The organism is Methylibium sp., assembly GCF_031393925.1.
Classification (GTDB): domain Bacteria; phylum Pseudomonadota; class Gammaproteobacteria; order Burkholderiales; family Burkholderiaceae_C; genus Methylibium.
In genome coordinates this window covers 1-25,151 of the sequence record NZ_JANMWL010000073.1, presented here as the reverse complement: position 1 = coordinate 25,151, position 25,151 = coordinate 1, and the positions used below count along the sequence as shown (strand labels likewise).

The following is a 25,151-nucleotide window of genomic DNA, read 5'->3' as shown; positions in this document are numbered from 1 at the left end:
GAATTGCGCTCGTGCCGCCAGGAGGAGTCGCCGGGCGCCGGGTCGGATCGCGCGCAGCAAGGACCTTCAGCGACGCGAACCCTCACGCGCCGTGCGCGCAGCCGGCGGCGTCCAGTCGCGCAGCGCCGCCAGTTGCTCGGCGCGCCGCTCGGCCGAGAGCGGCCCGCGCAGGCTGGCCAGCACCCAGCTCACGCGCTGCACGTCGACGTGCCGCTCGCCGTCCACGCTGCCCTGCAGCAGGCTCGCGAGCCAGGCGGCTTCCAGCGGGCTGAGCAATGCGGCGGGTTTGCGCAGGTAGTGCCGCGCGGCCGCCTCGGCGCCGCACACCCCTTCGCCCCACGGCGCCATCGCCAGGTAGAGCTGCAGGATGCGGCCCTTGCCGAGCGTGCGTTCCATCTCCACCGCGTAGAGCAGCTCGCGCAGCTTGCGTGCGGCGCTGCGCTCGTCGCCGGTGTAGAGCCACTTGGCGAGCTGCTGGGTCAAGGTGCTGGCGCCCTGCGCGGCGCTCGCGGCGTCGTGGTTGAGCTGCGCGGCGGCGAGCAGCTGCACGAGGTCGTAGCCGGTGTGTTCCTGGAAGCGCTGGTCCTCGGCGGCGACCACGGCGCGCGGCAGCCAGCCGGTCACGCGCGCTTCGCTGGCTTGCCGGCCCAGGCCCGATGAGGCGGCGCAGCGTGAGGGCGGTGCGGCATGGAGCAACTGCTCGGTACCCAGGCCGTCGACCTCGAAGCCATCGATGCGCGGGTGCAGGTCCAGGCGGCGCTCGGGTAGGGCCAGGCGCAGGCTGGCGCTCAGCGTGCCGCCGATGCGTGCGCTGGCCAGCTCGGGAATCGAGGCGCTGCCGAAGGCGGCGTAGGCGTCGGCCAGCGGCACGGTCGGCAGTTGCGCGTCGATCACCAGGGCGCTCGCGGTCAAGGTGGCGCGCCAACGCAGGGCCAGCGTGCGCTCGCCTTGACCCAGGTCAAGCGTGCCGCGAAAGCGGCTCTGCGCGTCGCGCTGCAGTTCGAGCGCGGCACGTGGCATGGTCAGGGGCGCCGGGCCGAGTGCGGCGAGCTGCAAGGTGCAGGGCGCGCACACGCCGACCAGGCGATCGCCCGGCCCGCGCCGCCACGCCCAGCGGCCCAGCGGCGTGGTGGTGCTGCGGCCGTCGAGCAGGGCAAGGCCCACCGGGTGCGTGGCGATGCGAATCAGCGCCGGCACGCTTAGCGGGCGCGTGAAGGGCCCCAGGCGCAGCGCCAGCGTCCATTCGCCCGGCTGCGGCGCCAGCGCATGCAACGCCGTCGCCACCAGTGCGAGCGTCACGGCCAGCAAGGTGAGCGGCAGGCCGAGCAGTGTCCAAAGCCAAGATCTTGGCGGGCGCGGCACGCGCAGCGCCGCGCCAAGGGCGCTGAGCGTTCGCTGCAGTGATCGAAGCGAGCGTGAGGGCTTCATCTCACAGCACCTCGACGGTGGTGACGGCCTGCCAGGGGCCGACCGAGCGCTCGAACAGCGCCGCCCAGAACCAGGCCGAGGTGTCGGTGAAGGCGCCGCCCTGGGCGTCTTCGATGCGCTCGCACACGCGCAGGCGCGGTCCGTCTGCCTTGCCGCGCGTGGCCTCGAAGCAGCGCCACAGCCGCTCGCTCGCGTCGCGTTCGAGCCGGGTCGCGGCAATCGTGTAGCCCAGTCCGCGGTAGCAGTCGGCGGCCGGGTGCAGCATGCGCGTCGGGCGCTGCACGGCGCGCAGCACCAGCAGGCGTTCGCCGTCGCTGAAGCGGCCGATCGCCCCTGGAAACGCCGCCGCGAAGCGCAGCTCCACCGCGCTCATCGCCAAGGGCCGCAGCGGCCGGCCGTCGAACTGCCGGGGCCACTCGAAGCCGTCGGCGTGTCGCGGCGCTTGCGGCGCTTCGGCGGCACCCGTGCGGCGGGCCAGCGGCAGCAAGGCGCAGGCGAGCAGCAGCAGGGCCAGGCCCGCGAGTCGCAGCGCCCCGACGTGTGGCCGCGGCCGGGTCGCGCCGACGCCGCGCGCCACCCCCCACGCAGCCACACACCCGACAACGCAAGCCGCCAGACGCGCCAGCATCCCGTGTGGCCGGCATTCAATGATTCGCTGCATCGTCGCTCCTCGTGATGATCCACAACACCGCCATGCACACGGCCGCCAGCACCCCCACGCCGATGGCTTGGTGCAGTGCTTCGCTCACCGGCTCGGGCCGCGTCTGCAGCGCCACCAGCACGGTGTTGCGCAGCACGTTGCCCGCGAGCACGACGCCGGCCACCAGCGGCAGTCGGCGCAGCAGCGCGGCGTCGCCAAGGCCACCCCACGCCGCGGCGCTGCAGGCCGTGAAGTAGCCCAGCCAGACCAGTTGCACGCCCGAGCAGGGCGCATCGACGATCACCAGCCGGCCCTCGACCGTCATCGCCGCGCCGCTGCGCTCGGCGGCCAGGCCCGCCGCCTGCAAAACCCAGCTGCTGAACTCGGCCGTCAGCACGCGCAGCGGGTAGCCGCCGTAGTACTGCAGCGAGGCGATCAGCGGCAGCGCCAGCAGCGCCAGGCCGGCCAGCGGCAGGCGCGCCACGCCAACCGGCAACCAGGCCGCCAGCGCCGCGCTGAACGCGGCCGCGGCGAGCAGCGCGGCGACGAGCGGCGGCAGCCACCACAGCGCGAGCGTGGCGAGCACCGTCAGCGCCGCGCTGCCGGCCAGCCAGGCCGGCCGTGGCGACTCGACCAAGGCGGGCGCCAGGCGCAGCAGCGCGAGCGCCAGCATGAGCAGCGCCGCCAGGCCGAGCGGGTCGTCCGATCCATCGGCCATGCGCGCTGCCGCCCAGCGGCCGTGGGGCCAAAGTGCTGCCGCCTGCAGCGTCAGCCAGCCCCAGGCCGGCAGGCGCGCCAGGCCACGCGGGCCGGCAAGACTCAGGGTGTTGATCATTGCGGTCCTTGTCGTTCTGATCGCTCGTTCGGGCGGGGTGCGTGGGCCGAATTCGCTCACCCCCGCCCTCTCCCACGAGTACGCGGGAGAGGGCGCCAAAAACTCTCAGCGCAGCCGCCTCGGCAGGCGCCACAGCCGCTTGGCGCTCGCGCCGCCGCGGCGCCATGCGGCGGCGACCAGCAGCCCGATCACCACCAGCAGCGCCAGCCACGCCGAAGGCTCCGGCGTGCTCGGCACCTCGGCGCCGATGGCCAGGTTGCTCACACCCGCGGGCATCGGCTGCGGGTGATCGACCGTGGTGCTGGCCGCGGGCAGCGGATTGCGCACCACCTTGTCGATGGCGATGAAGCTGGTGTACTGCGTGAGCAGGCTGTAGCGCAGCCCGAGCGCGGTGATCGCGTCGCGCTCGCCACCGCCGCCCTGCAGCGCTTCCTGGTCGGAGAGTTGCGCGATGCGTTGGCGCGCCCACAGGTGACGCAGCGCCACCGCCTCGCCATCAGGGGCGCCGACCGGCAGCACCGCTTGCCAGCTGCCGCTCGCGGCTTGGCCGTCGAGCACGAGCTGGCCGCTCGGGGCTTGCGCGTTGGCCGCGCGCCATTTGCCGAACATCACCACCGGGCGGCCGCCGAGCACGTCGGGCAAGTGCTGCGGCTCGACGTCGTAGACATCAAGGCCGTCGAAGCGCGCCTTCACCTGCGTCAGCACCGGGGCGTCGATCATCTTGCGCAGCCGCTCGGCCTGCGCCGAGGCATGCTCGGGCTTGGTGACGATGAAAGCCTCACCCTGGCCGGCGCGCGCAATGCCTTCGATGAGGTGGCGGTTCACCGACGAGCCGATGCCGAAGGCGAACACATTGGCCTGGCCGAGGTTCTTGCGCACCAGCGCGAACACTTCGTTCTCGACCGTCACGTAGCCGTCGGTCACCACGATGATGCTGCGCGACACGTCCGGCGCCTTGGGCAGCGCAGCCACGCGTTTGAGCGCCGGCACGATCTCGGTGCTGCCGCCACCGCCCATCGCTTCGATGGTGCGCAGCGCGCGCTCGATGTTGGCGGCAGTGGCCGGCACCGAGCTCTCATGCAGCACGCGGTTGCTGCCCGAGAACAGCAGCACATTGAAGGTGTCGCTGGCGCGCAGTTGGCCGATCAGGTGGCGCAGCAGCGTCTTGGCGGTCTCCAGCGGGTAGCCGTGCATGGAGCCCGAGATGTCGACCACGAAGATGTAGTCGCGCGGGTTGATCTGCGCCGCGGCGATGGCCTTGGGCGGCTCCACCATGGCGAGGAAAAAGTTCTCCTCGTCCGGTGTGGCGCCGCGGTAGAGCATCAACCCCGAGCTGATGGTGTCGCCCGCGAGCCGGTAGTCGAGCATGAAGTCGCGGTCGTTGCGCGTCGTCTCACCGGTCAGCGCCACGCGCGCGCCGTTGCTGCCTTCACCTTCGATCTCGATGCCGTGCGAGGAGGAGCGCAGCTCGGTCACCGGCAGCGGCGACGCAAAAGCCACGCGCAGGTCGAAGCGGGCCGTGGAAGCCACGCCTTGTTCCAGGTAAGGCGAGGCGACGAAATCGCTGCTGCCGCCCGCGCTCTTGGGCCGGTGGTAGCGCGGGCCGGCGACGGTCGGGAACACGAACTGGTAGCGGCCTTCGGTCGGCACGATCAGTTCGGTGTAGCGCAGCTCCACCGCGACCTCGTCGCCGGGCAGGATGTTGGCCACGTTCATCTGGAACACGTTGGGCCGGTGCTGCTCGAGCAGCGCGCTGGTGCGGCCCTCCTTCTTGGCCGTTTCGTACTCGATGCGCGCACGCTGCTTCTCGCGGATGTTGGCAACCAGCAGTCGCTCGCCCAGGCGCACCTGCATGGCGTGGACGGCGGCGCGGGTGGAGCCGGGGAACACGTAGCGCGCCTCGATCGCGCGCTGGCCTTCGTTGCGGTAGCGCTGCGTGACCGTCACGTCGGCGATCACCCCGGCGATGCGCACCTCGACCTCGGTCGACTTCAGCGGCAGCCGGTCGGTGGACGGGTCGTCGCTGGCGACGAAGAAATATGGCGCTTCGGGCTTTTGCGCCTCGGCGTCGTCGGCGCGCGAGTCGGTCGCGACCAGCAACAGTGCGGCGGCACACGCCGCGCCGAGCACTGCCGCCCAAAGGCGGGCGGGGCGCGAAAGCGGCTGCAGCGGAAAGCGCAAGCGCGGGGCGAGGGACGGCATGGAGGACTCCTGCGATCAGTGGCGTGCCCAAGCCGGGCACGGGATCGAGGTTCGGTCGCTCGCGAGAAGCGCGTAGGAAGTGCGCGCGGGGTGTGTGAAGGGCGAGTGAAGTCGCCGTGAAGCGGCTCCTTCCCCCGTTTGGGGGAAGGAGGGGATGGGGGCCGGACGCGCGTCGGACTGCACCGGCCCCCACCCCGCCCTTCCCAGCGGGGGTGGGCGCAATGCCCAGCACGGCGATGGCGAAGGGAGCGATGCTCAGCCGGCGTTGGCGGTCAGCCGCGGTAGCGTCAGGGTCGCGACCGCGCCGCCCTCCGCCGCATTGCGCAGGCTCACGCGGCCCCGGTGCAGCTCGGCGATCTCTTTCACGAACGACAGTCCCAGACCGGTGCTCTTCTTCTGCGAATGCGGGCGCGCGAGCGAATAGAACTTCTCGAACACCTTGTCGTCGGCGTAGTCGGGGATGCCGGGGCCGTGGTCGGCCACGCTCACCTCGACGCGCTTTGGCAGCACGCGCAGCGCCAGTTCGACGCGCCCGCCGGCCGGCGAAAAATCGAGTGCGTTGTCCAGCAGGTTGCCGACCGCGCGGCGCAGCAGCAGCACGTCGCCTTCGACCTTGGCGTCCTCGGGCGCGGCCAGTTCGATCGTGATGCGCCGCGGCACGCCGGCCGCTCGGGCACTGTCCACCAGATCTTCGAGCAAGGGCCGCAGCGCCACCGGCTCGGCGCGCTCGAGCTGGCGGCGCGACTCGAGCGCGGCGAGTTCCATCATCCTGTCGACCAACTCCTGGATGCGCTCGGTCTCGCGGCCGATGTGGCCCAGGAAGCGCTGACGGTCGGCCTCGGGCATGGGCTCATGCAGCAGCTCGGCCGCGCCGCGTATTGCCGACAGCGGGCTCTTGATCTCGTGCGTCAGGGTCTGCACATAGTCGGCGGCATGGCTGCGCCCGGCCAGCGCATCGCGCATCTCGTCGTAGGCGCTGGCGATGGTGGCGAGCGCACGCCGGCTCAGGCGCGGCAGGCTGAAGCTGCGCTGCGCACGCACGTAGCGCACGTAGTCGGCCACCAGGCCGAACGGCCGCACCAGCCACACCGACAAAATCACCACCAGCAGCAGCACGGCGATCACCGAGGTGGCGCCGACCAGCAGCGTCTTCTTGCGCGCCTTTGCCACGAACTGGCCGAAGCTCTGCACCGGCTTGCCGATCGACACCGCGCCGACGATGCCCCCCGGCCCACGGACGGGTGCTGCGACGTACATCACCGAGGTGGCGGCATCGCCGTCGACGTCGGGCGAGGTGCGCGCACCGTACTGGCCGGCCAGGGCCATGCGCGTGTCGCGCCAGCGCGAATGGTCTTCGCCCTCATGGCGGCCGAGCGAGTCGAACACCACGCGGCCCTCGCGGTCGACCACGGTCGCGCGCAGCTCGATGCGGGTCTTGATGAAGCCGAAGATGTCGGCCTCCAGCTCGCGGGCGTAGAGCGAGCGGAACACCGGCCGCAGCGTGCCCTGCACCACGCTCGCCAGCGACGCGGCGTCGGGCCCCTGCGCTTCGATCACGCTGGCCATGAGGTGGGCGGTCTCCACCAGCGACTCCTCGGCCGACTCGCGGTAGCGCGGGTCGATGTCGGCCAGCAGGCGCCACATCAAGAAGCCGACGCCGAGCGCGTAGGCGAGCAGGATGCCGATGAAGATGCGATTGCGCTGGCTCACAACGCGGCCGGCAGGTCGTCGGCCAGCGCATAGCCGCTGCCGCGGTGCGTGCGGATCGGCTGGATGGCGGGCGCCACCGCCTTGAGCTTGGCGCGCAAGGTCTTCACGTGCGCATCGACGGTGCGGTCGAAGCTTTGGCCGGGGTCGTCCCACACCTGTGCGAGCAGCGCTTCGCGGCTGTAGACGTGACCGGGCCGCGCCGCCAGCGTCCGCAGCAGCCCGTACTCGTAGCGCGACAGATCCAGCAGGCGGCCGTAGAAGCGGATGCGTCGGCGGCTGTCGTCGATCTCGATCGGCGTCGTGGTCGGCGCAGCCGCGGGAGCGGATGCCGGCGCCGCGCTCGGACGCGCCGAGCGCCGCAGCACGCCCCGCACGCGCGCCACCAGCTCGCGCGGCGAGAACGGCTTGGCGACATAGTCGTCGGCACCCAGCTCCAGGCCGACCACACGGTCGATCTCGTCGCTGCGCGCGGTCAAGAACACGACAGGCACGTCCGAGCGCGCACGAATCAACTTGAACAGCTCGAAGCCGCTCAGGTCGGGCAGCCCCACGTCCAAAATCACCAGGGCCGGCGCACGGCGCGCCAGCGACTGGAGCGCCGCTTCGCCGGTGGCGCAGCACAGCGGCTCGAAGCCCTCGGTGCCGAGCGCATAGGCCAGCGTGTCGGCGATGCCGGGTTCGTCTTCGACGATCAGGATCAGCGGTTTGGCGAGCATGGGCGCTGGCGATGATAGAGGCCGCGCCGGGCGCCGACCGCAGGGTGGCACGGATAATCCCGCGATGATCGAAAACCCCTCCGAGCCGCGCCTGCCGCCGCTGGCCAACGACCGTTTCCTGCGCGCCTGCCTGCGCCTGCCCACCGATTGCACGCCGGTGTGGCTGATGCGCCAGGCCGGCCGCTACCTGCCCGAGTACCGTGCCACGCGCGAGCGCGCCGGCAGCTTCATGGGCCTGGCCACCAACCCGGCCTTCGCCACCGAGGTGACCTTGCAGCCGCTGGACCGCTACGCACTCGACGCCGCGATCCTGTTTTCAGACATCCTCACCGTGCCCGACGCCATGGGCCTGGGCCTGAGCTTCACGCCGGGCGAGGGCCCGCGCTTTGCCCGGCCGCTGAAGGACGAGGCCGACGTCGCCCGGCTCGCGGTGCCCGACATGAACAAGCTGCGCTACGTGTTCGATGCGGTGTCGTCGATCCGCCGCGCGCTCACGCAGGACGGTCGCGGTCGCGTGCCGCTGATCGGCTTTTCGGGCAGTCCCTGGACCTTGGCCTGCTACATGGTCGAAGGCGGCGGCAGCGACGACTACCGGCTCGTCAAGACCATGCTCTATCGCCGCCCCGAGCTGATGCATCGCATCCTCGCCGTCAACGCCGACGCGGTGGCGGCCTACCTCAACGCGCAGATCGAGGCCGGCGCCCAGGCGGTGATGATCTTCGACAGTTGGGGCGGGGTGCTGGCCGACGGCGCCTTTCAGCGCTTCAGCCTGGCCTACACCGAGCGCGTGCTGCGGCAATTGAAGCGCGAGCACGAGGGCCTCTGCATTCCCCGGCTCGTGTTCACCAAGGGCGGCGGTCCGTGGCTGGAGCTGGTCGCGGCCAGCGGCTGCGACGTGGTCGGGCTCGACTGGACCGTGGACTTGGGAGCGGCGCGCCGACGCATCGGAGAGCGCGTGGCGCTGCAGGGCAACCTGGACCCGATGGCGTTGTTTGCCGAACCCGAGCAGGTTCATGCCGAAGTGGCGCGGGTGCTGCAGGCCTTCGGTGCGCCGTCGGCCGGTGCCGGCCATGTGTTCAACCTGGGCCACGGCATCAACCAGCACACACCGCCGGACAACGTGGCCGTGCTGGTCGATGCGGTGCATGAACTGTCGCGCCGATCGGCGTGAACAGCAGCAGAAACTGGCAAGCCGGGTTTACCCTAGGCGCGCCGGGCGTCTGTTGACATATCCCCAGATTCTTGACTGCGGCTGCGGCACGTCAGGCGCGTCAAAAGCCTCCCCCTAGATCATGGGAGTACGTGATAAGTTATTGATTTTAAAGAGAAATTATTGCCGCCAAAAATGCCGCTCCGGCGCGCCCTGCTACGCGGCGTAGCGGTCAGCAGCACCGGTGTCAAGGTTTCCCACAAAGTTTTCCACAGGCCCGATGACTATTTGCAAAACCTCTTTTCCATCAAGCACTTGCCGGGCTTCTCTGAAAAGCGCCTGAGCTTTGGACGGCAAGTTGAACGCTTCGGAGCTTGAAGTCCGGACCCAGGCAGACCATCGTTGTGCGGTGGTCGTCGACGCGCCGCAACACAGCGGGCTCGAGTCCACGCTCGACTATCTGAGCGAGCGGTCGCTGGCGCCAGGCAGCCTGGTACGGGTGCCGCTCGGCCGCCGCGAACTGCTCGGGATCGTCTGGGACCGCGCCGAGCCTTCAGGACGAGACCTGTGGCGGGTGCGCGACGCGCCCGCCACGATGACGCTGCGTGCGGTGATCGAGGTGCTTGACGCCTTGCCCGTCCTGCCAACGGCGTGGCGCGAGCTGGTGTCGTTCGCCGCCACCTATTACCAGCGCAGCCCGGGTGAGTTGGCGCTGGCTGTATTGCCGCCAGAACTGCGCAAGCTGAGCGCCGCCACGCTGACACGGCGTCTGGTGCGGCTGCGCACCCGCTTGGCGCAGTCGGCAGCGGCAGGTGCGGTGCATGAGCCCGCCGCGCGAGCCGCACGGCCCGAGCCCAGCGCCGAGCAAGCCCTGGCCCTCGCCGCGCTGGCGGCCGACGCGTCGGCCGCGGTGACGCTGCTGCACGGCAGCACCGGCAGCGGCAAGACCGAGGTCTATCTGCGCGAGGCCGAGCGGGCGCTCGACGCCGGGCGCCAAGCGCTGGTGCTGGTGCCCGAGATCAACCTGACGCCGCAGCTCGAGGCGCGCTTCATCGAGCGCTTTCCGGCGCGGCGCGTCGTCTCGCTGCACAGCGGCCTCGCGCCCGCGCAGCGCTTGAACCACTGGTTGCTGGCCCTGCTCGGCGAGGCCGACCTCGTGCTCGGCACGCGGCTGGCGGTGTTTGCGCCGCTGCCGCGGCTCGGCCTGATCGTGGTCGATGAGGAGCACGACCCTTCGTACAAACAGCAGGAAGGCGCGCGCTACTCTGCGCGCGACCTGGCGGTGGTGCGCGGGCGCATCGAGCAGGTGCCGGTGCTGCTCGGCTCGGCTACGCCGTCGCTGGAGAGTTGGCACAACGCGCTGCCCGCAGCCGCGGGCGGTGCCGGGCGCTACCGGCGGCTGAGCTTGGCCTCGCGCATCGGCGGCGGTGCGCTGCCGACCTTGAAAGTGGTCGACATGAGCCGGCTGCCGCGCGAGCAACTGCGTGCCAGCCCGCTGGCGCCGCCACTGCTGGCCGCGCTCGGCCAGCGCATAGCGCGCGGCGAGCAGAGCCTCGTGTTCCTCAACCGCCGCGGCTATGCGCCGGTGTTGCAATGCACCGAGTGCGGCTGGCAGAGCGGTTGCCCGCATTGCAGCGCCTGGCGCGTGTTCCACAAGCTCGACCGCAGCTTGCGTTGCCACCACTGCGGTTTTGCCGAGCGCGTGCCGCGCGCTTGCCCCGACTGCGGCAACGCCGACATCCAGCCGGTGGGCCGCGGCACCGAAAGGCTCGAAGAACAGCTCGCCGAGTTGTTGCCGGGCGCCCGCGTCGCTCGCATCGACGCCGACACCGCCCGGCGCAGTGGTGCCCTCGAGCTTGCGTTGCAGCGCGTGCATGCCGGCGAGGTCGACGTGTTGGTGGGCACGCAGATGATCGCCAAGGGCCACGACTTCCGCCGCATCACCTTGGTCGCGGCGGTGAACCCGGATGCGGCGCTGTTCTCGAGCGACTTTCGCGCACCGGAGCGCCAGTTCGCCTTGCTGCTGCAAGTGGCAGGCCGTGCCGGGCGCGACGCCGAGCATGCGGCGGGCGCCGAGATGTGGGTGCAGACCTGGCATCCGCAGCACCCGCTCTACGCGGCGCTGCGGCGCCACGATTACGCGGCCTTCGCCAGCAGCCAGCTCGACGAACGACGCGCTGCCGGCCTGCCTCCCTACGCCCACCTGGCGCTGCTGCGCGCCGATGCGCGCACCCAGGCGGTCGCCCAGGGCTGGTTGCAGGCGGTGAGCGAGGCCGGGGCGGAGCTCGCCCAGCGCCTGCAAGTCACGCTCTATTCGCCGGTGCCACTGTCGGTGCAGCGCGTGGCCGACGTGGAGCGTGCGCAGATGCTGGTGGAGTGCGTGTCGCGGCCGGCCTTGCAGCACTTCCTGTCGGCCTGGCGCGAGGTGCTACAGGGCAAGCGGACCGAGCAAAAAGGTTTGCTGCGCTGGGCGGTGGACGTGGACCCGCTGGCCATTTGACGGCGCGCCGTCGGCGGTGGTCAAAAGCCGCCCGGCAAGCGCTTTCGGCTCACGCCGGCCGCGCGCCGAACCACCAAGCCAGCGCCGAAAAACTCAGAAACGCGAGTGCCGTCGGGCTGATGATGATGCGTGCCACGCGGCCGTTGTCGGCGCCGTAGCGCTCGGCCAGGATCGACATGTTGCTGGCCGAGGGCAGGGCGGCGACGAGCGTGAGCACCCCCGGGTCGGCGTGCGCCGGCGGCAGCCCCAGCCCGATGGCGGCGCGCTGCCCAGCGCGAACACCAGCGCCGGGTACAGACCGAGCTTGATCAGCGCCACCGGCACATAGCGCGCCACCGGCGTTCGGGTGGGGGCGTGCCGGCCGGCCCGGCAGCGCACGGCGCCGACTTCCCGCCCCGTTGCTGGCTATGATCGCCCGCCCTGCCACCTGCCCGCCCCATCCCCCTTGTCCGCGCCCGCCTCGCTCAACCCCGCCCAGATGCAGGCGGTGCATCACCTCGACGGGCCTTGCCTGGTGCTGGCCGGCGCCGGCTCCGGCAAGACGCGCGTGATCGTGCACAAGATCGCGCGGCTGTTGCAGCGCGGGCCGGGCGCGGAGTTGGCGCCGAGCCAGATCGCGGCCATCACCTTCACCAACAAGGCCGCGGCCGAGATGCGCGAGCGTGCCAAGGCGCTGGTCGGCGCCAAGGCGGCCAAGGGCCTCGTCATCAGCACCTTTCACGCGCTCGGCGTGCGCCTGCTGCGCGCGGACGGTGCGGCGCTCGGCCTCAAGCCCACCTTCTCGATCCTCGATTCGGACGACGTACACGGCATCCTGCGCGACGCCGGTGGCACCACCGACGCGGCCACCGCGCGCCGCTGGCAGTGGGCCATCAGCCTGTGGAAGAACCAGGGCCTGGACGCCGCGCAAGCCGAGGCGCAGGCGGCCAACCCCGACGAGATCCAGGCCGCCCGCGTGATGGCGCGCTACCAGGAGCGCCTCTCGGCCTACCAGGCGGTCGACTTCGACGACCTGATCGGCCTGCCGGTGGCGCTGCTCACGCGCGAGGCCGAGGTGCGCGGCAAATGGCAGGCTGCGCTCGGCCATGTGCTGGTCGACGAGTACCAGGACACCAACGCGCAGCAGTACGCGCTGCTGCGGCTCTTGACCGGCGAGCGCGCCATGTTCACCGCGGTGGGCGACGACGACCAGTCCATCTACGGTTGGCGCGGCGCCACCATCGACAACCTGAAGCGCCTGCCCGAGGACTACCCGAAGCTGAAGGTGATCGCGCTGGAGCAGAACTACCGCTCCACCGGCAACATCCTGCGCGCGGCCAATTGCGTGATCGCCGCCAACCCGAAGATCTTCGAGAAAAAACTCTGGAGCGATCACGGCGACGGCGATCCGGTGCGCGTGATCGAGTGCGACAGCGAAGAACACCAGGCCGAGCGCGCGGTGGCGCGCATCCAGGCACTGCGCGCGCAGGGCGGTGCGGTGCTCGGCGCGGGCGCGCCCGAAGGCCAGGCCATAGAGTGGAAGGACTTCGCCATCCTCTACCGCGCCAACCACCAGGCGCGCGTGTTCGAGCAGGCGCTGCGCAAGGCGCAGATTCCGTACAAGGTGTCGGGCGGGCAGAGCTACTTCGACCGCGCCGAGATCAAGGACCTGTGCGCCTGGCTGCGCCTCTTGGTCAACCAGGACGACGACCCGGCCTTCCTGCGCGCGGTGACCACGCCCAAGCGTGGCATCGGCCACCAGACGCTGGCCGCGCTCGGCCAATTTGCCGGCCAGTGGAAGGTGTCTCTTTACGAGGCGCTGTTCGCTGATTCACTGGGTACGGCGCTCACCGCCAAGGCGCTGGGCTCGCTGCATGAGTTCGGCCGTTTCGTCAACGATCTGGAGCAGCGCGCACGCCACACCCGCGGCGCCGAAGAAGCCAGGCCGCTGCTGCTGGGCTGGTTGAAGGACATCGACTACGAGCAGCACCTGCACGACGGTGAAGACAGCGAAAAGCTGGCGACCGCGCGCTGGACCAACGTGCTCGACTTCGTCGACTGGATCGCCAAGCGCTGCGGCGGCGAGATGGTGCAGGACGTGGGCGGCACCGTCGAGACCGAGAAGAAAAGCGTGCTCGAAGTCGCCCAGACCATCGCCGTGATCCTGAGCCTGGCCGAGCGCGGCGACGAGCAGAACGTGCTGACGCTGTCCACGCTCCACGCCGCCAAGGGGCTGGAATGGCCGCACGTCATGCTGGTGGGCGTCAACGAGGGCTTGCTGCCGTTCAAGATGGACGACGAGTCGCTCACGCCCGAGTCGCTGGTGCAGCGGCTCGAGGAAGAGCGCCGCCTGATGTACGTGGGCATCACGCGCGCGCGCAGCACCTTGGCGGTGAGCTGGCTCAAGCGCAGGAAGCGCGGTCGCGAGACGGTGGCCGGCGCGCCGAGCCGCTTCATCGCCGAGATGAAGCTCGACGAGAACCGCGTGCAGGAAGACCCGCGCGAGCGCTTGAAGGCGCTGCGCGCGCAATTCGCGGCGCGCGCTGCTGCGGCGCCTACATCCCCTTGAACAACTGCGCGTAGCTGCGGCTCACTTCCAGCTTTTCGGGATGGCCTTTCACGGCCACCAGTTGGCGCCCCCGCAGGTCGCGGCTCACGCCGGCAATCGCCTTGGTGTTGACCAGCGTGGAGCGGTGGATCTGCCAGAACAGTTGCGGGTCCAGCTCGTCGACCAGTTCCTTGATCGGCTTCCTGATCAGCGCTTCTATCGTCGCCGTCTGCACGCGCGTGTACTTCTCGTCGGAGATGAAGAACAGCACCTCCTCGACCGCGATCATCTGGATCTGCTGGCCGACCGTCGCCTGGATCCAGCGCAGATAGCTCGGCGCGGTCGCGCCCGGGTTCAGGCGCTGGGTGAGCTGGTGCAGCAACTGCTGCAAGGGCAGAGCGCGGCGCTCGTCGGCGCTCGCTGGCAAGGTGCCGGGCTGGCCGGCCGGCGCGGGCAAGCTGTCGCGGCGCTGGGCCAACCGCCCTTGGAGCCGCGCCACGGTGAGCGCGAGCCGCTCGCGCTCGGCGGGCTTCAACACGTAGTCGACCGCGCCCTGCTCGAAGGCTTCGACCGCGTACTCGTCGTAGGCGGTGATGAAGACGATCTCGCAGCCGTCCCAGTCGTCGTCGCCTAGCTGCACGATCTCGCGCGCCGCCTCGATGCCGGTCATGCCCGGCATGCGGATGTCCAGCAACACCAGGTCGGGCCGGTGCTCGCGCACCAGGGCGAGGGCCTCGGCGCCGTTCTTCGCTTCGGCCACGATCTCGAGTTCGGGCCAGACCTCGGCGAGCCGCGCGCGCAATTGCTCGCGCATCAGCCGCTCGTCGTCGGCCAGCACGGCGCGCCATGCGCCCGCGGTGGAGGGCGTGTCGCTCATGCGTGCATCGCAGGGGCTGCCGGCGACTTGCCGCGACGCACCAGCCACACCAGCGCGAGCACCACCAATGCCACCGGCGCCAGCAGCACGGCGCCAATGGCGAGCAGTGCGAACAGCGGCAGGCCGAACGCGAGCAGCAGCACGCCCAGCATCAGTCCCAACCCCAGCAGCAGCATCGCCGCCAGCAGCGGCAGCCCGACCAGCAAGGCCAGCGCCAGCATCACGCGCTGCGCGAGCGGCCACGACGCCAGGTCGACGCGGGCCTGCTCGACGCCGTCGATCGTCACCGCGAGCGGCAGGTCGAAGGCGCGCAGAGCCTCGGCGCCGAACAGCGCCAGGCCGCCGAGCAGGGCAATCAGGAGCAATGCGAACGCCGCGAGTCCGATCAGCCAGCGGCCCCAACGCGAGCCGTGAGCCCCGTGCGGGTCGCGGCGCACCGAACGCGCTGCGGTAAGCGGAGTAGTCGTGTTCATCGGAGGGCCCTTAATCCTGCGCGCTGCGGTCTTCGCTCCTGGGGCCGTGCGGGCTCATCAGGGTAGCTTCATCCTGCGCACTGCGGTCTTCGCTCTTCGGGCTCATGCGCTCGCTCCTTCTGCGTCGGTGCGCAGCCGGTAGGGCACCGTGATCGTTGCCACCGTGCCGCTCGGCTGGTTCTCGGTGAGGGTGAGTTGCGCGTGCTTGCCGTACAGCAGCGCGAGACGCTCGCGGATGTTGGCCAGGCCGGTGCCGGTGCCGGCGGTGGCCGCCTTGCCGAAGCCCAGGCCGGTGTCGGCGACGGTGAGCGCCAGCATGCCGTGCAGCACCTCGGCCTTCACGGCAAGCGTGCCGCCTTCGGGCTTGGGTTCGAGGCCGTGCTTGATGGCGTTTTCAACCAGCGACTGCAACATCATCGGCGGGAACTCGGCCGAGTGCAGGCCCTCGGGCACGTCGATCATGGTCTGCAGGCGCTCCTCCATGCGCACCTTCAGTATCTCCAGATAAGGCCGGATGACCGCCAGTTCGTGGGCAAGGGCGCGCGTCCCCTGAGCATTGGCCTCGCGCAGCGTCGGCAGGCTCGCGCGCAGCAGCGCGATCAGGTTCTTTTGCATGGTGCTGGCGCGCGCCGGGTCGGTCTCGATCAGGTGGTCGATGCTGGCCAGCGTGTTGAACAGGAAGTGCGGCTCCACCTGGGCCTGCATGGCCGCCATGCGCGCCTCGATCACCTGGCGCTTGAGCGATTCGGACTCCGCCACCTCGGTGGCCTGCGCCGCCTTCACTTCGGCCTGCATGCGGCCCTTGTAAGTGCCCTTGATGAAGGCCGAGGCAACGATCCACAGGAACGCCAGGTCGGTCAGCGGGTCGCCGTGGTCGACGACGCGGATGCGCTCGCGCTCGCGCTTGCGTCCCGTGGCGTCGCTGGCCGCTTGGGTGGCGTCGCGGCGCGCCTCTTCGGCGTCCTTGATCGCTTCGATGACCGCGCTGCGCGCTTCCTCGACGGCTTCACGCACGGTGTCGCTGTCAGCGCCGGGCGGCAGGCCGATGGTGACCGCCGGCACGTCGCTGCCCGGCTTGCCTTGCGGTGCCGAGGCCACCGCTGGGGCCGATGCGCCCGTATCGACCGTGCTCGCCGCTGCCTGCGACTTGCCCTGCCTGATGCGCACGCCGCGCTCGTCGATCGAGATTTCAACGCCGTCGGTGTCGTTGCCGAAGACCTCGGGCTTTTCGATCTTGATTACCCGGCGCGGCGGCGTCGGCGCCTGCGGCGCGGCGGGCGACATCGGCAGCTCGGCGCGGGGGCGCTCGGTGATGGTCTCGGTGACGCGCCAGCTGAAGGGCGGCAGTTTCTGCAGGATCGACATCGCCACAAGCAGCAGCAGCGCATAAAGCAGGAAGCGCTTCCAACTCAGGCCCGCGAGCCACGTCGCATAGCCGTGAAAGGTCTGCACCGTTGCGGCGGCGGCCGCCTGCCAGCGGCTGTGGCCGTCGGCGGGGGAAGGAGGTGAGGCAACCGGCGGGTCCATGCAGGCACTTTACGGACGATGGAGCGCCCACTCCAGCGCGTCGCGACACGTTGGAGTGGGCGCTGACAGGCTGCAACGGTGGCGGACAGGCGGTGCGCCGAGGGCGCGGTGCGCGGCGCGTTCAAGTCTTCACCCGGCTACCCGGCCTGGAATCCACGACCTGTACCTCCCACCGGCGCGGCCGGCTCGCCACCGTAGGCGAGGCAGTGGCGCCGACCTGCGCACCATGAGCTAGGTCTCAAGCGCGCGGAGGCACCAGCAAGGTTAGTTGCGAGCGCGCGAGTAGCTTCTTGAAATCGCGGTCGAAGGTGACTAGGTGCTCGCCCAGTTGATGGGTTGCCGCAGCCAACCATGCTTCGGGCAGGTCGTTGCCGCTGAGGCTCTTGTCCAGGCAGAGCTGCCGTAGCACCGGCCATTCGGCACCGAGCCGCGCCAGTTCGACGCCCGGCGCTGCCAGCAACGCATCGACAAAGCCGATCGCGTCTGCCAACGGGGTGGGTTGGCTGAAAACTCTCGGGCTGGTGACGAGCCGCAAGAAGCTGGTGATCACCATCGGCATGAGCGTGACCGACGCGCCGGCCGCAGCCGGAACCACCGCCTGCTCCAGCCAGGCACGGGCCACCGCGTGGTGAGGATGATCGCTGCGCGACGCAGCCACCAGCACGTTGACGTCAGGCGTCATCGTCCAGCGCGTTCAACAATGACTTGTTGCTAAGCGGGTTCACCCCTTCGACGAGTCCGCCGCGCCCCTTGAATACCGGCAGGCGGAGCTTGCCGCGTGGCGTCGCAGACACCGGCGTGCGCAGACGCAGCGTGAGCCCTTCTTCGATCAAGCGCGTCAGGCTCACTCGTTGACGGGCTGCCAGCGCCTTGGCGTCGGCAAGCAAGTGGTCATTGATGTTGAGCGCGGTCTTCATGCGGGAATGATACAGATTTCTGTATTTCAAGCGCCCGCTGCCGGCGCGCGCATCAACCGCCAGACCATCAACGCCAGTGCCGCCACGCCGACGAGCAGCACCGCCCACAGCAGCCACGGCCGCAGCGCGGCGAGCTGCTCGGCGGTCTCGGCCTGACGCGCGACGGCCGCGACCTCGCTCCATGCGCCGAGCGTGGCGCGGCCAAAGCGGGGTCGTTCTTCGTCGAGCTGCGGCACCAAGGTGGCCAGCGGCAGGGCGCCGGGCCCGGGCTGGGCCGCGCCGGCCCACAGCGTGAAGGGCGCCTCGCCCTGGCGCGCAAATACCAGGCGGGTGAGTTGCGCCTGCACCGCCAAATGGGTTTGCGCCGGGTCGAGCGCGGCCGAGCGTTCGTCGGGGACCACGCGCAGGAATCGCAGCTCGGTGCGCAGCGCCAGCGGCGGTGACACGCTCACCGCGCCGCCGCGCTCGAAGCGGTAGAACACGGCCGGCGCCAGCTCGCGCCACGGCGCGTCGGCGCGGCTGCGGCCTTGCAGGCGCACGGGTGCGACGCGCGTGCCGGCGCCGAGTTGCAGGTCGAGCTGGACCACGGGAAGGACCGCACCGAGGTCGAAGTGCAGGGCGTGCTTGGGCTCGTCGGTGGCGACGGTTCGCAACCCGGGCGCAGGCGCAGGCGTTGGAGCAAGGACCAGCTCGGTCGGCGCGTCCAGTGGCGTCGCAAGGGGGCGTTGCGCCAGCGCCTCGGCGCGGGTCAGCGTGGGCGCGCTGGTCGGCTCCAACCAGACCAGCCGCACGAAGCGAGCGACGTTGGCCGGCAGCAAGACCGTGGGTTGGGTCAACGGGCCGGTGGGCGATGCGAGCGCCAGCAACTGGCCGCTGCCCGCGCCGCGCCACTGGCGCAGGTCGTCGCTGGTCTGGAGGTCAAAGCCGGCACTGAACTCGCCCGGCGCCGACCAGGCCAGCCGCAGCGACTGCGTGGGCGGATCGGCGCTCGTGCGTCGCCCGAGGTCGAACACCCAGCCGCCCGAATGCGCCGCAGCGCCAAGCATCGCCTGCGCCGCCGTCGTGGCGCCGCCGCGCTTGATGGTGATGCGCTCGCCCTGCACGATGATTTCGAGCGGCACGCTCCATTCGCCATTGGCCGCGGGCCGCTGCGGCAGCGCGTACATCGCTGCCTCGCGCGTTTGCTCGGTGGTGGTGATCTCGGCGTCGCGCGGCGCGAGAAAGGCAAACGGCACCCGCTCGCCGCGTGCGTCGACGATGCGCAGGTCGGCCAGGCCGCTCAGCTGGCTGCGGCCGTAGGCGCTCGGCGTCAGCGGCAGTTGCACCAGCGGCGCATCCTGCTGCACCTGGATCGGTGCGCTGAAGCGCCAGCCGGCAGGGTCGGCCGCGGCGACCAGGGCGAGCGTCGCCAGCCCCCCGATGAGTCCATCACGCCACTGCATGCGCTTGCTCCTTGGCCGGCAACGGCGCCACGAAACCGATCACCAGCATCAAGCCGCCGACGCCGATGAACGAGACGATGCGGGTCACCGTGCCGGCACCCGACAAATCGACCAGCAGCAGCTTGATCACCACCGCGGCGAGCAGCGCCGCACCGATCATCCACGGCGCTCGCACCCTGCGCCGCGCCGAAAGCCACATCAGCACCAGCGCGGTGAAGCTCCACAGCAGCGTGATGCCGGTGTGGACCGCCAGCGACGCCGTCCAGGCATTGAAGCGGTAGGGCACGTCGCCATAGTGATGAAAGCCGCGCACCAGCATCGCGTTGAGCCAGACGAAGCCGGCCAGCGCAATTGCCCGCTTAAAAAATAGCGGCGTGGCCTCACCGGCCTGCTGCGCGGCGTCGCTGCGCAGCCATCGCCAGGTCGCCAGCAAGGCAACGCCGACGCCGAGATCGAGCGGGTTGAGAAGCGGCAGGTGCGGCAACGGCCGAGCCGAGCCGTCGGAGGCGACGTTGGCGATCACCGTCCACAGCAGTGCGGCCAAGGCCAGCAGCGCGGCGGCCACCGTTCGGTAGGCAAGCGGTGCCGCCGTGATAGGCCAGCCCTGCCGGCTGCCGGGCCGCGGCAACAGCATCAGGATCAGCGAGGGCGCCACCATCCAGCCGAGCCACGGCCAGGCGCTGGCCGCGTCGCCCCAATCGGCGGTGATGGCGCGGCCCTGCAGCGCGCCCAGCGCCGCGAGCACGAGCACGCCGCCGGTATGGGTTGCGTCGCGCACTGGCTGCGGCCAGTGCGGCGCGGCTCGCGCCAGCACGACGAGGTGCATCGCCAGGGCCAGCGGCCAGGCCCACCAGCCGCCGGCTTGCATGGGACTGTTCAGCACGACCGGATTGACGCCCACGCCGATGAGCATCAGCGGGGCGTGGCCGACGGCCAGCAACGCCACCTTCGGCCAATCGAGTCGCACGCACAGCGCGGTGCCGGTGAGCGCCAGTGCGCTCGAGAACGCAAGCCAGGCGGCGGGCACGAAGCGGGCGGCGACGAAGGTGTCGATCTGCCATGCCGCCGTGGCGACCAGCCAGAGCGCAGCCCAGGCGATGAGCAGCGGCTCGGCCGCGGCTTCGGATGCGTCGGCATGGCGCCGCACCAACAAGGCCGCGATCAGCGATGCGGCGGCGGCGAGCAGCGCGTTGAACAGCACGGCGTTGAACACCCCGCTCGGCGCAGCGTGACGCTCGAAGGCGACCAGCATCGAGCCGCCAGCCAGCAACAGCAGCGCATAGCCGAAGGCGCGCGACCTGCGACGCGACTGCCGAAAGCCCAGCCACACCAGTCCGGCGCCCTCGAGCGCCCATGCGCCGGCCGTGCTGCGGGCGTCCAGCGCAAACGGAATCACCAAGGTGAGGAACACCGTGCCGACCGCCAGGCTGCCTTCGAACAGGACGGCCAGGCGCGGGCGCGCGTACATCCACCTGGCCAGCAGCACGTAAAAGCCCGCGAGCAGCAGCGCCGAGATCGCGGTGCCGTACTCGGTGTGCCGCACCAGCCCGTGCTGCAAGGCAAACACGATGGTGGGCAGTCCGAACATCAGGCTGCCCTGAACCCAGGCGTCGCTGCGGTGCGCTGTGTTGGCGGCGCTGCCCGCGTCGGCGCCCGCCCCGAGAGGGCGTCGCGCGGGCAGCAGCAGGATCACGATGAACAGCAAGAAGAAGGCAATCAGGAATCCCTGGCTCGTGGCGTACTGCTCGGGGCGGTATTTCAGGACGCCCCAGGCGCTGCCGACGCCGAAGGTAGCGACGAAGCCGATCAGGTTGAGCGAGCGCCAGGTGCGGTGCCACGCCACGGCGGCAATGCCCAGGTCGAGCACCAGGTAGTAGCCAAACAGCGCCGCTGCGTTGCCGCCGCCGGTGGACAGGAGCAAGGGCGTGGCAAAGCCGCCGAGCGCGCCGATGACGGCCAGCGCGCGCGCGTTCTGCAGCACCGCGAGCGCGGCAGCCAGTGCGGCGACGGCAGCCATCAGCACGAACACCGGCGCGACCGCCAGCACGCCGTAGAAGCGAAACGCCGCGAACAAGGTCAGGTACAGCACCGCGACCGCACCGCCCTGCAGCACCTGCGCATAGGCGGCGTGGCGATGGCGCAGCCGCCAGCCCACGACCATCAGCACGACCGCGACACCGGCGATGCTGGCCAGGCGCAACTCGACGGGCACCTGCACGTGTTCGCTGGCGAACTTGGCGAGGAAGGCCAGGCCGATGAACAGGATGCCGACGCCGACCTTGACGATCGCGTTGGCACCGGCGAGCCAGCGATTGAGCGGCGCCAGCGCGTCGGACAGCGGTGACGGTGGCGGTGCTGTGGGCGGCGTGGCGGCCTGGCGCCCTCGTGCCAACGCGGGTGAGCTATCGCCCCAAACCGCCGCGGTCTTGGCGGCCTCGATGCGGGCCGGCTCCTGCGCCCATTGCGCAGGGTCCATTGCGGGCGTTGTGACGAGGGGTGGCGCCATCGGGCGCGGCGCGGGCGGTGGGCTGGCCGCCGCCGGAGCCGGCGCGGCCGGCGCCCCCGGGGCAGGCGCCGCCACCAAGGTCTGCGCGTGGGCGACCAGCGCTTGTTGGGCGAGCGCCGTCTTCAAATTGGCGATGTCACGGCCCTGCTCCTGCAGGCGCACCAGCAGCCAGCCCAACAGCGCACCGACCACCAGGCCGAAGCTGCCACTCGAGGCCAGCCCGACCCCGCCCCCCACGAGCATCGCGATGATGTTCATCCTGCCCCCACGTTCTTGTTGGAACGACTCTAGCAGCGGCGCTGGGCGAGCCTGTCTTCAACGGCGACTGCTCGGCTGACACCGGCACCTTCGTGCGCGACCCATCGCAATCGCAAACGGCGTCGCCGTTTCTCTGCGAGAAGAGCCACAGCCCGTTGACCGCGCAGCGGGCAGAAGGGCGAGTTCTGCGCTCGCCCCGGGGCCCGAACATCGCAGGGGAGTCCAAGCGCAGCGGAGACCGCCACAGTGAAGTGGAGCACGCCGCCCGCCCGCGGCTTTGGGCAGCCCGCCCCGTCGGCCCCCATCCGAACCTTCCCCGCGAGGGGGGAGGAGCAAAGACCAGCCGACCTTGGGTGCGGCGTTTTGTCCCCGTCACGCCTTCAAGTGCCTGCGCGCCCGATCGCTCAGGGCGTTGGGAAAGTAAAGCGCGGAGAGGCTCTTGCTGTGGACCGGCGAGTGGCCGTCGGCATGGGCGAGCTTGGGGTCGTCGGCGTAGCGGCGCCAGTCGCGCACCCAGTGGATGGCTTCGCACACTTCGAGCAGTCCGAAGGTTTCGCGGTCGCCGACGAGCACGCCCTGCACGCGCAGGCCGTGGCGCAGGCGGGCCGCGTCCAGGCGTTGCAGCGTCGCCTCGGTGCAGCCGAATTCGCCGTCGCTCACGATCAGCAGGTCGGCCTGGCGCCACGCCGCGCTTTCCACCGCTTCCACCGCGCGGGCGATCGGCGCGGCCAGGTCGGTGCCACCCTCGAAGGCCTGGCCGATGAAATCGAGCAGCGCGTCCAGCCCCTGCGGCGTGAAAGCCAGGTCGTGCATCAGCACTTCGTCGGGCCCGCCGAAGGCGATCAGGCGGCAGCCGCGCCGCTCGCGGTGCGCGGTGCGCGCCGCTTCCAGCACCACCGCCTTGGCCAGCAGCTCGGGCGCGCCGCGCATCGAGCCGGAGGTGTCCACGCACACCAGCATGGGCCCGCGCGCGTCGGGCGGTGGCTCGGGGGCAGTTGCGCATTTGATCGGCTCGACGCCGCCGCGTCGCGGCTCGCGCAGCACCGCCTCTTCGTCCCACACCATCAGCCGCGCCTCGGCCAGCTTGGCGCGCCAGAGCTTGTGCAAGAGCGGGTGGCGCAGTTGCATCGCCTCGCTGGGCAGCATGCGCGCGAGGCTGCGGCCCAGGCGCACGCCGAGCAACTCACCCGGCGCGTCGGGCAGGCGCGTCTCGACCCAGTGGCCGCTGCTGCGCTCGCGCCCCGGGTCGAGCGGTGCGGCCTCGGGCGGTGCGGTGCGTGGCAGGCCGCGGCCGAGCGCTGCGATCAGCGCCGCGAGCTGCGGCACCCGCGCGATCAGCGCGGACAGGCGCTCGGCCTCGCGCCACTCGCGCCGTTGCAGCCGCCCGCGCATCGCGTCCGAGCGCAAGGTGGCCAGCTCGCCCAGGCCCTGCAGCAGCGCGAGGATGTCCTCCCAGCCGCTGCGTTGCTCGAGCCATTCGGCGCGAAACGCCGCCGCCATGTCGGCAATGGCCGTCTCGCGCGAGGTGGTGACGGGCCGGTCGACCAGCCGGTCCAGATGCCACAGCGCGGTGCGCAGCACCTGCTGCGCGGCTGAGGGCACGCCGGCCGCAAACGCGGGCAGCGCCAGCTCACCGACGGCCAAGCGCAGCGGCGCGAGCGCCTGGGCGTCGCCGAAGTCGAGCGTGGCCAGCGGCAGCTCGCCGGCTTGCAGCGCCGCCAGCCACGCGGCGGCGTGGTGCAGGCGCGCCTGGCTCTCGCCCACCGAGCTGACGAGCGCCGGCAACCACACCTCGCGCGGCAGCGGCTCGAGTGCGTCGTAGGGGTGGTCGAGCGCGGCGGCGGTGCCGTGCATCGGCGGCGGTCTCGCGTCGACCCTGGGCCGCTCCCGAGTTGACTCAACCCCCTCGGGGGGCCTGGCGTGAAGCGACAGGTCTGGGGGCGTTCTGGAGTCAACGAAGGGCCGCTCCCGAGTTGACTCAACCCCCTCGGGGGGCCTGGCGTGAAGCGACAGGTCTGGGGGCGTTATCACGCGGGTGCGACCACGCGAGGCGCGGGCTTCAGGCGGCGGCGGCTTCGTCCCAGCGCAGCGGCGCCGGTGCGCTGGCGGCCAGTGCTGCGTCCACCGGCAGCGCCGCGAAACCGGCACGCACCACCTGCAGCCGGCCCACCAGCGTGGCCACCGTTTGCAGCGAAGCCGCATGCGCGCGGCCGATGCGACCGGCCAGCGCGGGCGGCATCCACAACTGCTGGCGCAAGGCCGACTGCATCGCCTGGGCGTGTTGGCCGAGCGGCGCCAGGTGCCGCTCGGTGCGTGCGAGCAACTCGTCGAGTTGCGCCACGCGGGCCTCGATGTGCAAGGGGCTGTAGCGACGGCGCATGCGTTCTTCCAGCGTGGCGGCGAATACGCGCGTCAGGCTGGCGCCTTCGCCGGGGCCGGCAATGGCGCGGGCCAGCGCAAGCTTGCCGGCGTCGCCGTCTTCTTGCTGCGCCTGCGTCTCCAGGCCCAGCTGCTGCTCGAAGGCCTCGATCGCGCGCGTGAGCCAGGGCGCATCGATCGGCGTTGCGCCGAGCAGCGTGTCGTGGACCCACGCGGCCAGCGGCGCGAGCTGCGCCGGCTGATCGGCCAGGCACCAGGGCAGCAGCCACAGGTCGAGCAGCGCCACGTCGCTGCGCCCACTGCTCGCCGCGGCCGTCTTGAGCAGCCCGACGGTCTGCCGCCAGCGGCGGTCGGAGACCGCGATGCGCTGCGTGCGCACCAGCGCGCGCGCCTCGGCCAGCGCGGCCACCACCGGCTCGCCCAGCCTCACCGCGTCGCGCGCGACCACCAATGCAGCGCGCTCGGCCTCGGTGATCGGCGCAGACGGCAGTAGCGGCGCATCGCCTTCGAGTGTGAGCAGTTGCGCAAAGCCCGCATCGCTCACCGGCACGACCGGCACGCGCAGCAAGAAGCGGTCGTAGAAAGCCTGCAGCGCCTCGTCGGCCGGCACCTCGTTGGTGGCACCGACGACGCATACCAGCGGCGTGCGCACGCGCTCGCGGCCGTTGTCAAACTCGCGCTCGTTGAGCAAGGTCAACAGCGCGTTGAGGATGGCCGAATTGGCCTTGAACACCTCGTCCAGAAACGCGATGCCCGCGGTGGGCAGGTAGCCGTCGGTGAGGCGCTCGTAACGGTCGTCTTCCAGCGCCTTGAGCGAGAGCGGCCCGAACAGCTCCTCGGGGATCGAAAAGCGCGTGAGCAGCCGCTCGAAATAACGCGCGCCTAGAAACGCGTGCTGCAGCCGCCGCGCCAACGCGCTCTTGGCGGTGCCGGGCGGGCCGATCAGCAGCACATGCTCTCCCGCCAGCGCGGCCAGCAGCGCCAGGCGCACGGCCTCGCTGCGCTCGAGCAGGCCGGCCTCGAGGGCATGGATGAGGGAGTGAAGGCGCTCGGGGCTGGGCATC

19 protein-coding genes are annotated in these 25,151 nt (G+C 71.0%); 3 read left to right on the top strand and 16 right to left on the bottom strand.

The features are described 5' to 3' along the window. Positions 1-66 precede the first annotated feature (66 nt). The 6 genes from RMO12_RS04640 to creB all read right to left on the bottom strand — a co-directional run bounded on the left by RMO12_RS04640 (position 67) and on the right by creB (position 7,531). The gene (locus tag RMO12_RS04640) at positions 67-1,428 is read right to left on the bottom strand and encodes a biosynthetic peptidoglycan transglycosylase (RefSeq protein WP_309638391.1); all 1,362 of its coding nucleotides are present in this window, start codon (positions 1,426-1,428) and stop codon (positions 67-69) included. A gap of 1 nt (position 1,429) precedes the next feature. After that, positions 1,430-2,089 carry a hypothetical protein gene (locus tag RMO12_RS04635; RefSeq protein WP_309638390.1) on the bottom strand — a complete coding sequence of 220 codons (660 nt, stop codon included), beginning with the start codon at positions 2,087-2,089 and terminating at the stop codon, positions 1,430-1,432. Next, on the bottom strand, positions 2,073-2,903 hold the full coding sequence (gene xrtQ / locus RMO12_RS04630) for an exosortase Q (RefSeq protein ID WP_309626468.1): 831 nt from the start codon (positions 2,901-2,903) through the stop codon (positions 2,073-2,075). Before xrtQ ends, RMO12_RS04635 begins: the two co-directional genes overlap by 17 nt. Positions 2,904-3,008: 105 nt before the next feature. After that, complete coding sequence (locus RMO12_RS04625; RefSeq protein ID WP_309638389.1) at positions 3,009-5,105, bottom strand: VIT domain-containing protein; 2,097 nt, start codon at positions 5,103-5,105, stop codon at positions 3,009-3,011. 255 nt (positions 5,106-5,360) lie between these two features. Further along, positions 5,361-6,815, bottom strand: coding sequence for a two-component system sensor histidine kinase CreC (creC, locus tag RMO12_RS04620; protein WP_309638388.1), 1,455 nt, complete (start codon positions 6,813-6,815; stop codon positions 5,361-5,363). Beyond that, positions 6,812-7,531, bottom strand: a complete 720-nt coding sequence (gene creB, locus RMO12_RS04615) for a two-component system response regulator CreB (protein ID WP_309638387.1) — start codon at positions 7,529-7,531, stop codon at positions 6,812-6,814. Before creB ends, creC begins: the two co-directional genes overlap by 4 nt. Before the next feature lie 64 nt (positions 7,532-7,595). Here creB and hemE point away from each other — a divergent pair, with 64 nt between their 5' ends. Both hemE and RMO12_RS04605 read left to right on the top strand, forming a co-directional pair. Further along, positions 7,596-8,702 (top strand): uroporphyrinogen decarboxylase, encoded by a 1,107-nt coding sequence (hemE, locus tag RMO12_RS04610; RefSeq protein ID WP_309638386.1) that lies wholly within the window; start codon positions 7,596-7,598, stop codon positions 8,700-8,702. A gap of 337 nt (positions 8,703-9,039) precedes the next feature. Next, entirely contained in the window at positions 9,040-11,181 is a 2,142-nt protein-coding gene (locus RMO12_RS04605) for a primosomal protein N' (protein ID WP_309638385.1), read from the top strand. A 49-nt stretch (positions 11,182-11,230) separates the two neighbouring features. Here RMO12_RS04605 and RMO12_RS04600 read toward each other — a convergent pair whose 3' ends face one another. Then, the gene (locus tag RMO12_RS04600) at positions 11,231-11,398 is read right to left on the bottom strand and encodes a hypothetical protein (protein ID WP_309638384.1); all 168 of its coding nucleotides are present in this window, start codon (positions 11,396-11,398) and stop codon (positions 11,231-11,233) included. A gap of 228 nt (positions 11,399-11,626) precedes the next feature. Between RMO12_RS04600 and RMO12_RS04595 the strand changes: the two genes are divergently transcribed. Next, complete coding sequence (locus RMO12_RS04595) at positions 11,627-13,729, top strand: UvrD-helicase domain-containing protein (RefSeq protein WP_309638383.1); 2,103 nt, start codon at positions 11,627-11,629, stop codon at positions 13,727-13,729. On the opposite strand, the gene RMO12_RS04590 is transcribed toward RMO12_RS04595, so the two are convergent. The 9 genes from RMO12_RS04590 to RMO12_RS04550 all read right to left on the bottom strand — a co-directional run. Beyond that, positions 13,716-14,585, bottom strand: a complete 870-nt coding sequence (locus tag RMO12_RS04590; protein ID WP_309638382.1) for a LytTR family DNA-binding domain-containing protein — start codon at positions 14,583-14,585, stop codon at positions 13,716-13,718. The genes RMO12_RS04595 and RMO12_RS04590 overlap by 14 nt on opposite strands. Then, the gene (locus RMO12_RS04585; RefSeq protein ID WP_309638381.1) at positions 14,582-15,058 is read right to left on the bottom strand and encodes a hypothetical protein; all 477 of its coding nucleotides are present in this window, start codon (positions 15,056-15,058) and stop codon (positions 14,582-14,584) included. Before RMO12_RS04585 ends, RMO12_RS04590 begins: the two co-directional genes overlap by 4 nt. 102 nt (positions 15,059-15,160) lie before the next feature. Then, positions 15,161-16,585, bottom strand: a complete 1,425-nt coding sequence (locus RMO12_RS04580) for a sensor histidine kinase (protein ID WP_309638380.1) — start codon at positions 16,583-16,585, stop codon at positions 15,161-15,163. Positions 16,586-16,823: 238 nt separating this feature from the next. Beyond that, entirely contained in the window at positions 16,824-17,267 is a 444-nt protein-coding gene (locus RMO12_RS04575; protein ID WP_309638379.1) for a TA system VapC family ribonuclease toxin, read from the bottom strand. Next, positions 17,257-17,502, bottom strand: coding sequence for a DUF2191 domain-containing protein (locus RMO12_RS04570; RefSeq protein ID WP_309638378.1), 246 nt, complete (start codon positions 17,500-17,502; stop codon positions 17,257-17,259). Before RMO12_RS04570 ends, RMO12_RS04575 begins: the two co-directional genes overlap by 11 nt. A gap of 26 nt (positions 17,503-17,528) precedes the next feature. Next, positions 17,529-18,944 (bottom strand): DUF3999 family protein, encoded by a 1,416-nt coding sequence (locus tag RMO12_RS04565; protein ID WP_309638377.1) that lies wholly within the window; start codon positions 18,942-18,944, stop codon positions 17,529-17,531. Next, positions 18,931-21,708 carry a DUF2339 domain-containing protein gene (locus tag RMO12_RS04560; protein WP_309638376.1) on the bottom strand — a complete coding sequence of 926 codons (2,778 nt, stop codon included), beginning with the start codon at positions 21,706-21,708 and terminating at the stop codon, positions 18,931-18,933. The genes RMO12_RS04565 and RMO12_RS04560 overlap by 14 nt, the downstream gene beginning before the upstream one ends. A gap of 372 nt (positions 21,709-22,080) precedes the next feature. Next, on the bottom strand, positions 22,081-23,562 hold the full coding sequence (locus tag RMO12_RS04555) for a VWA domain-containing protein (protein WP_309638375.1): 1,482 nt from the start codon (positions 23,560-23,562) through the stop codon (positions 22,081-22,083). A 205-nt stretch (positions 23,563-23,767) separates the two neighbouring features. Continuing rightward, on the bottom strand, positions 23,768-25,151 hold a 1,384-nt coding region (locus RMO12_RS04550; RefSeq protein WP_309638374.1), incomplete at its 5' end, for an AAA family ATPase.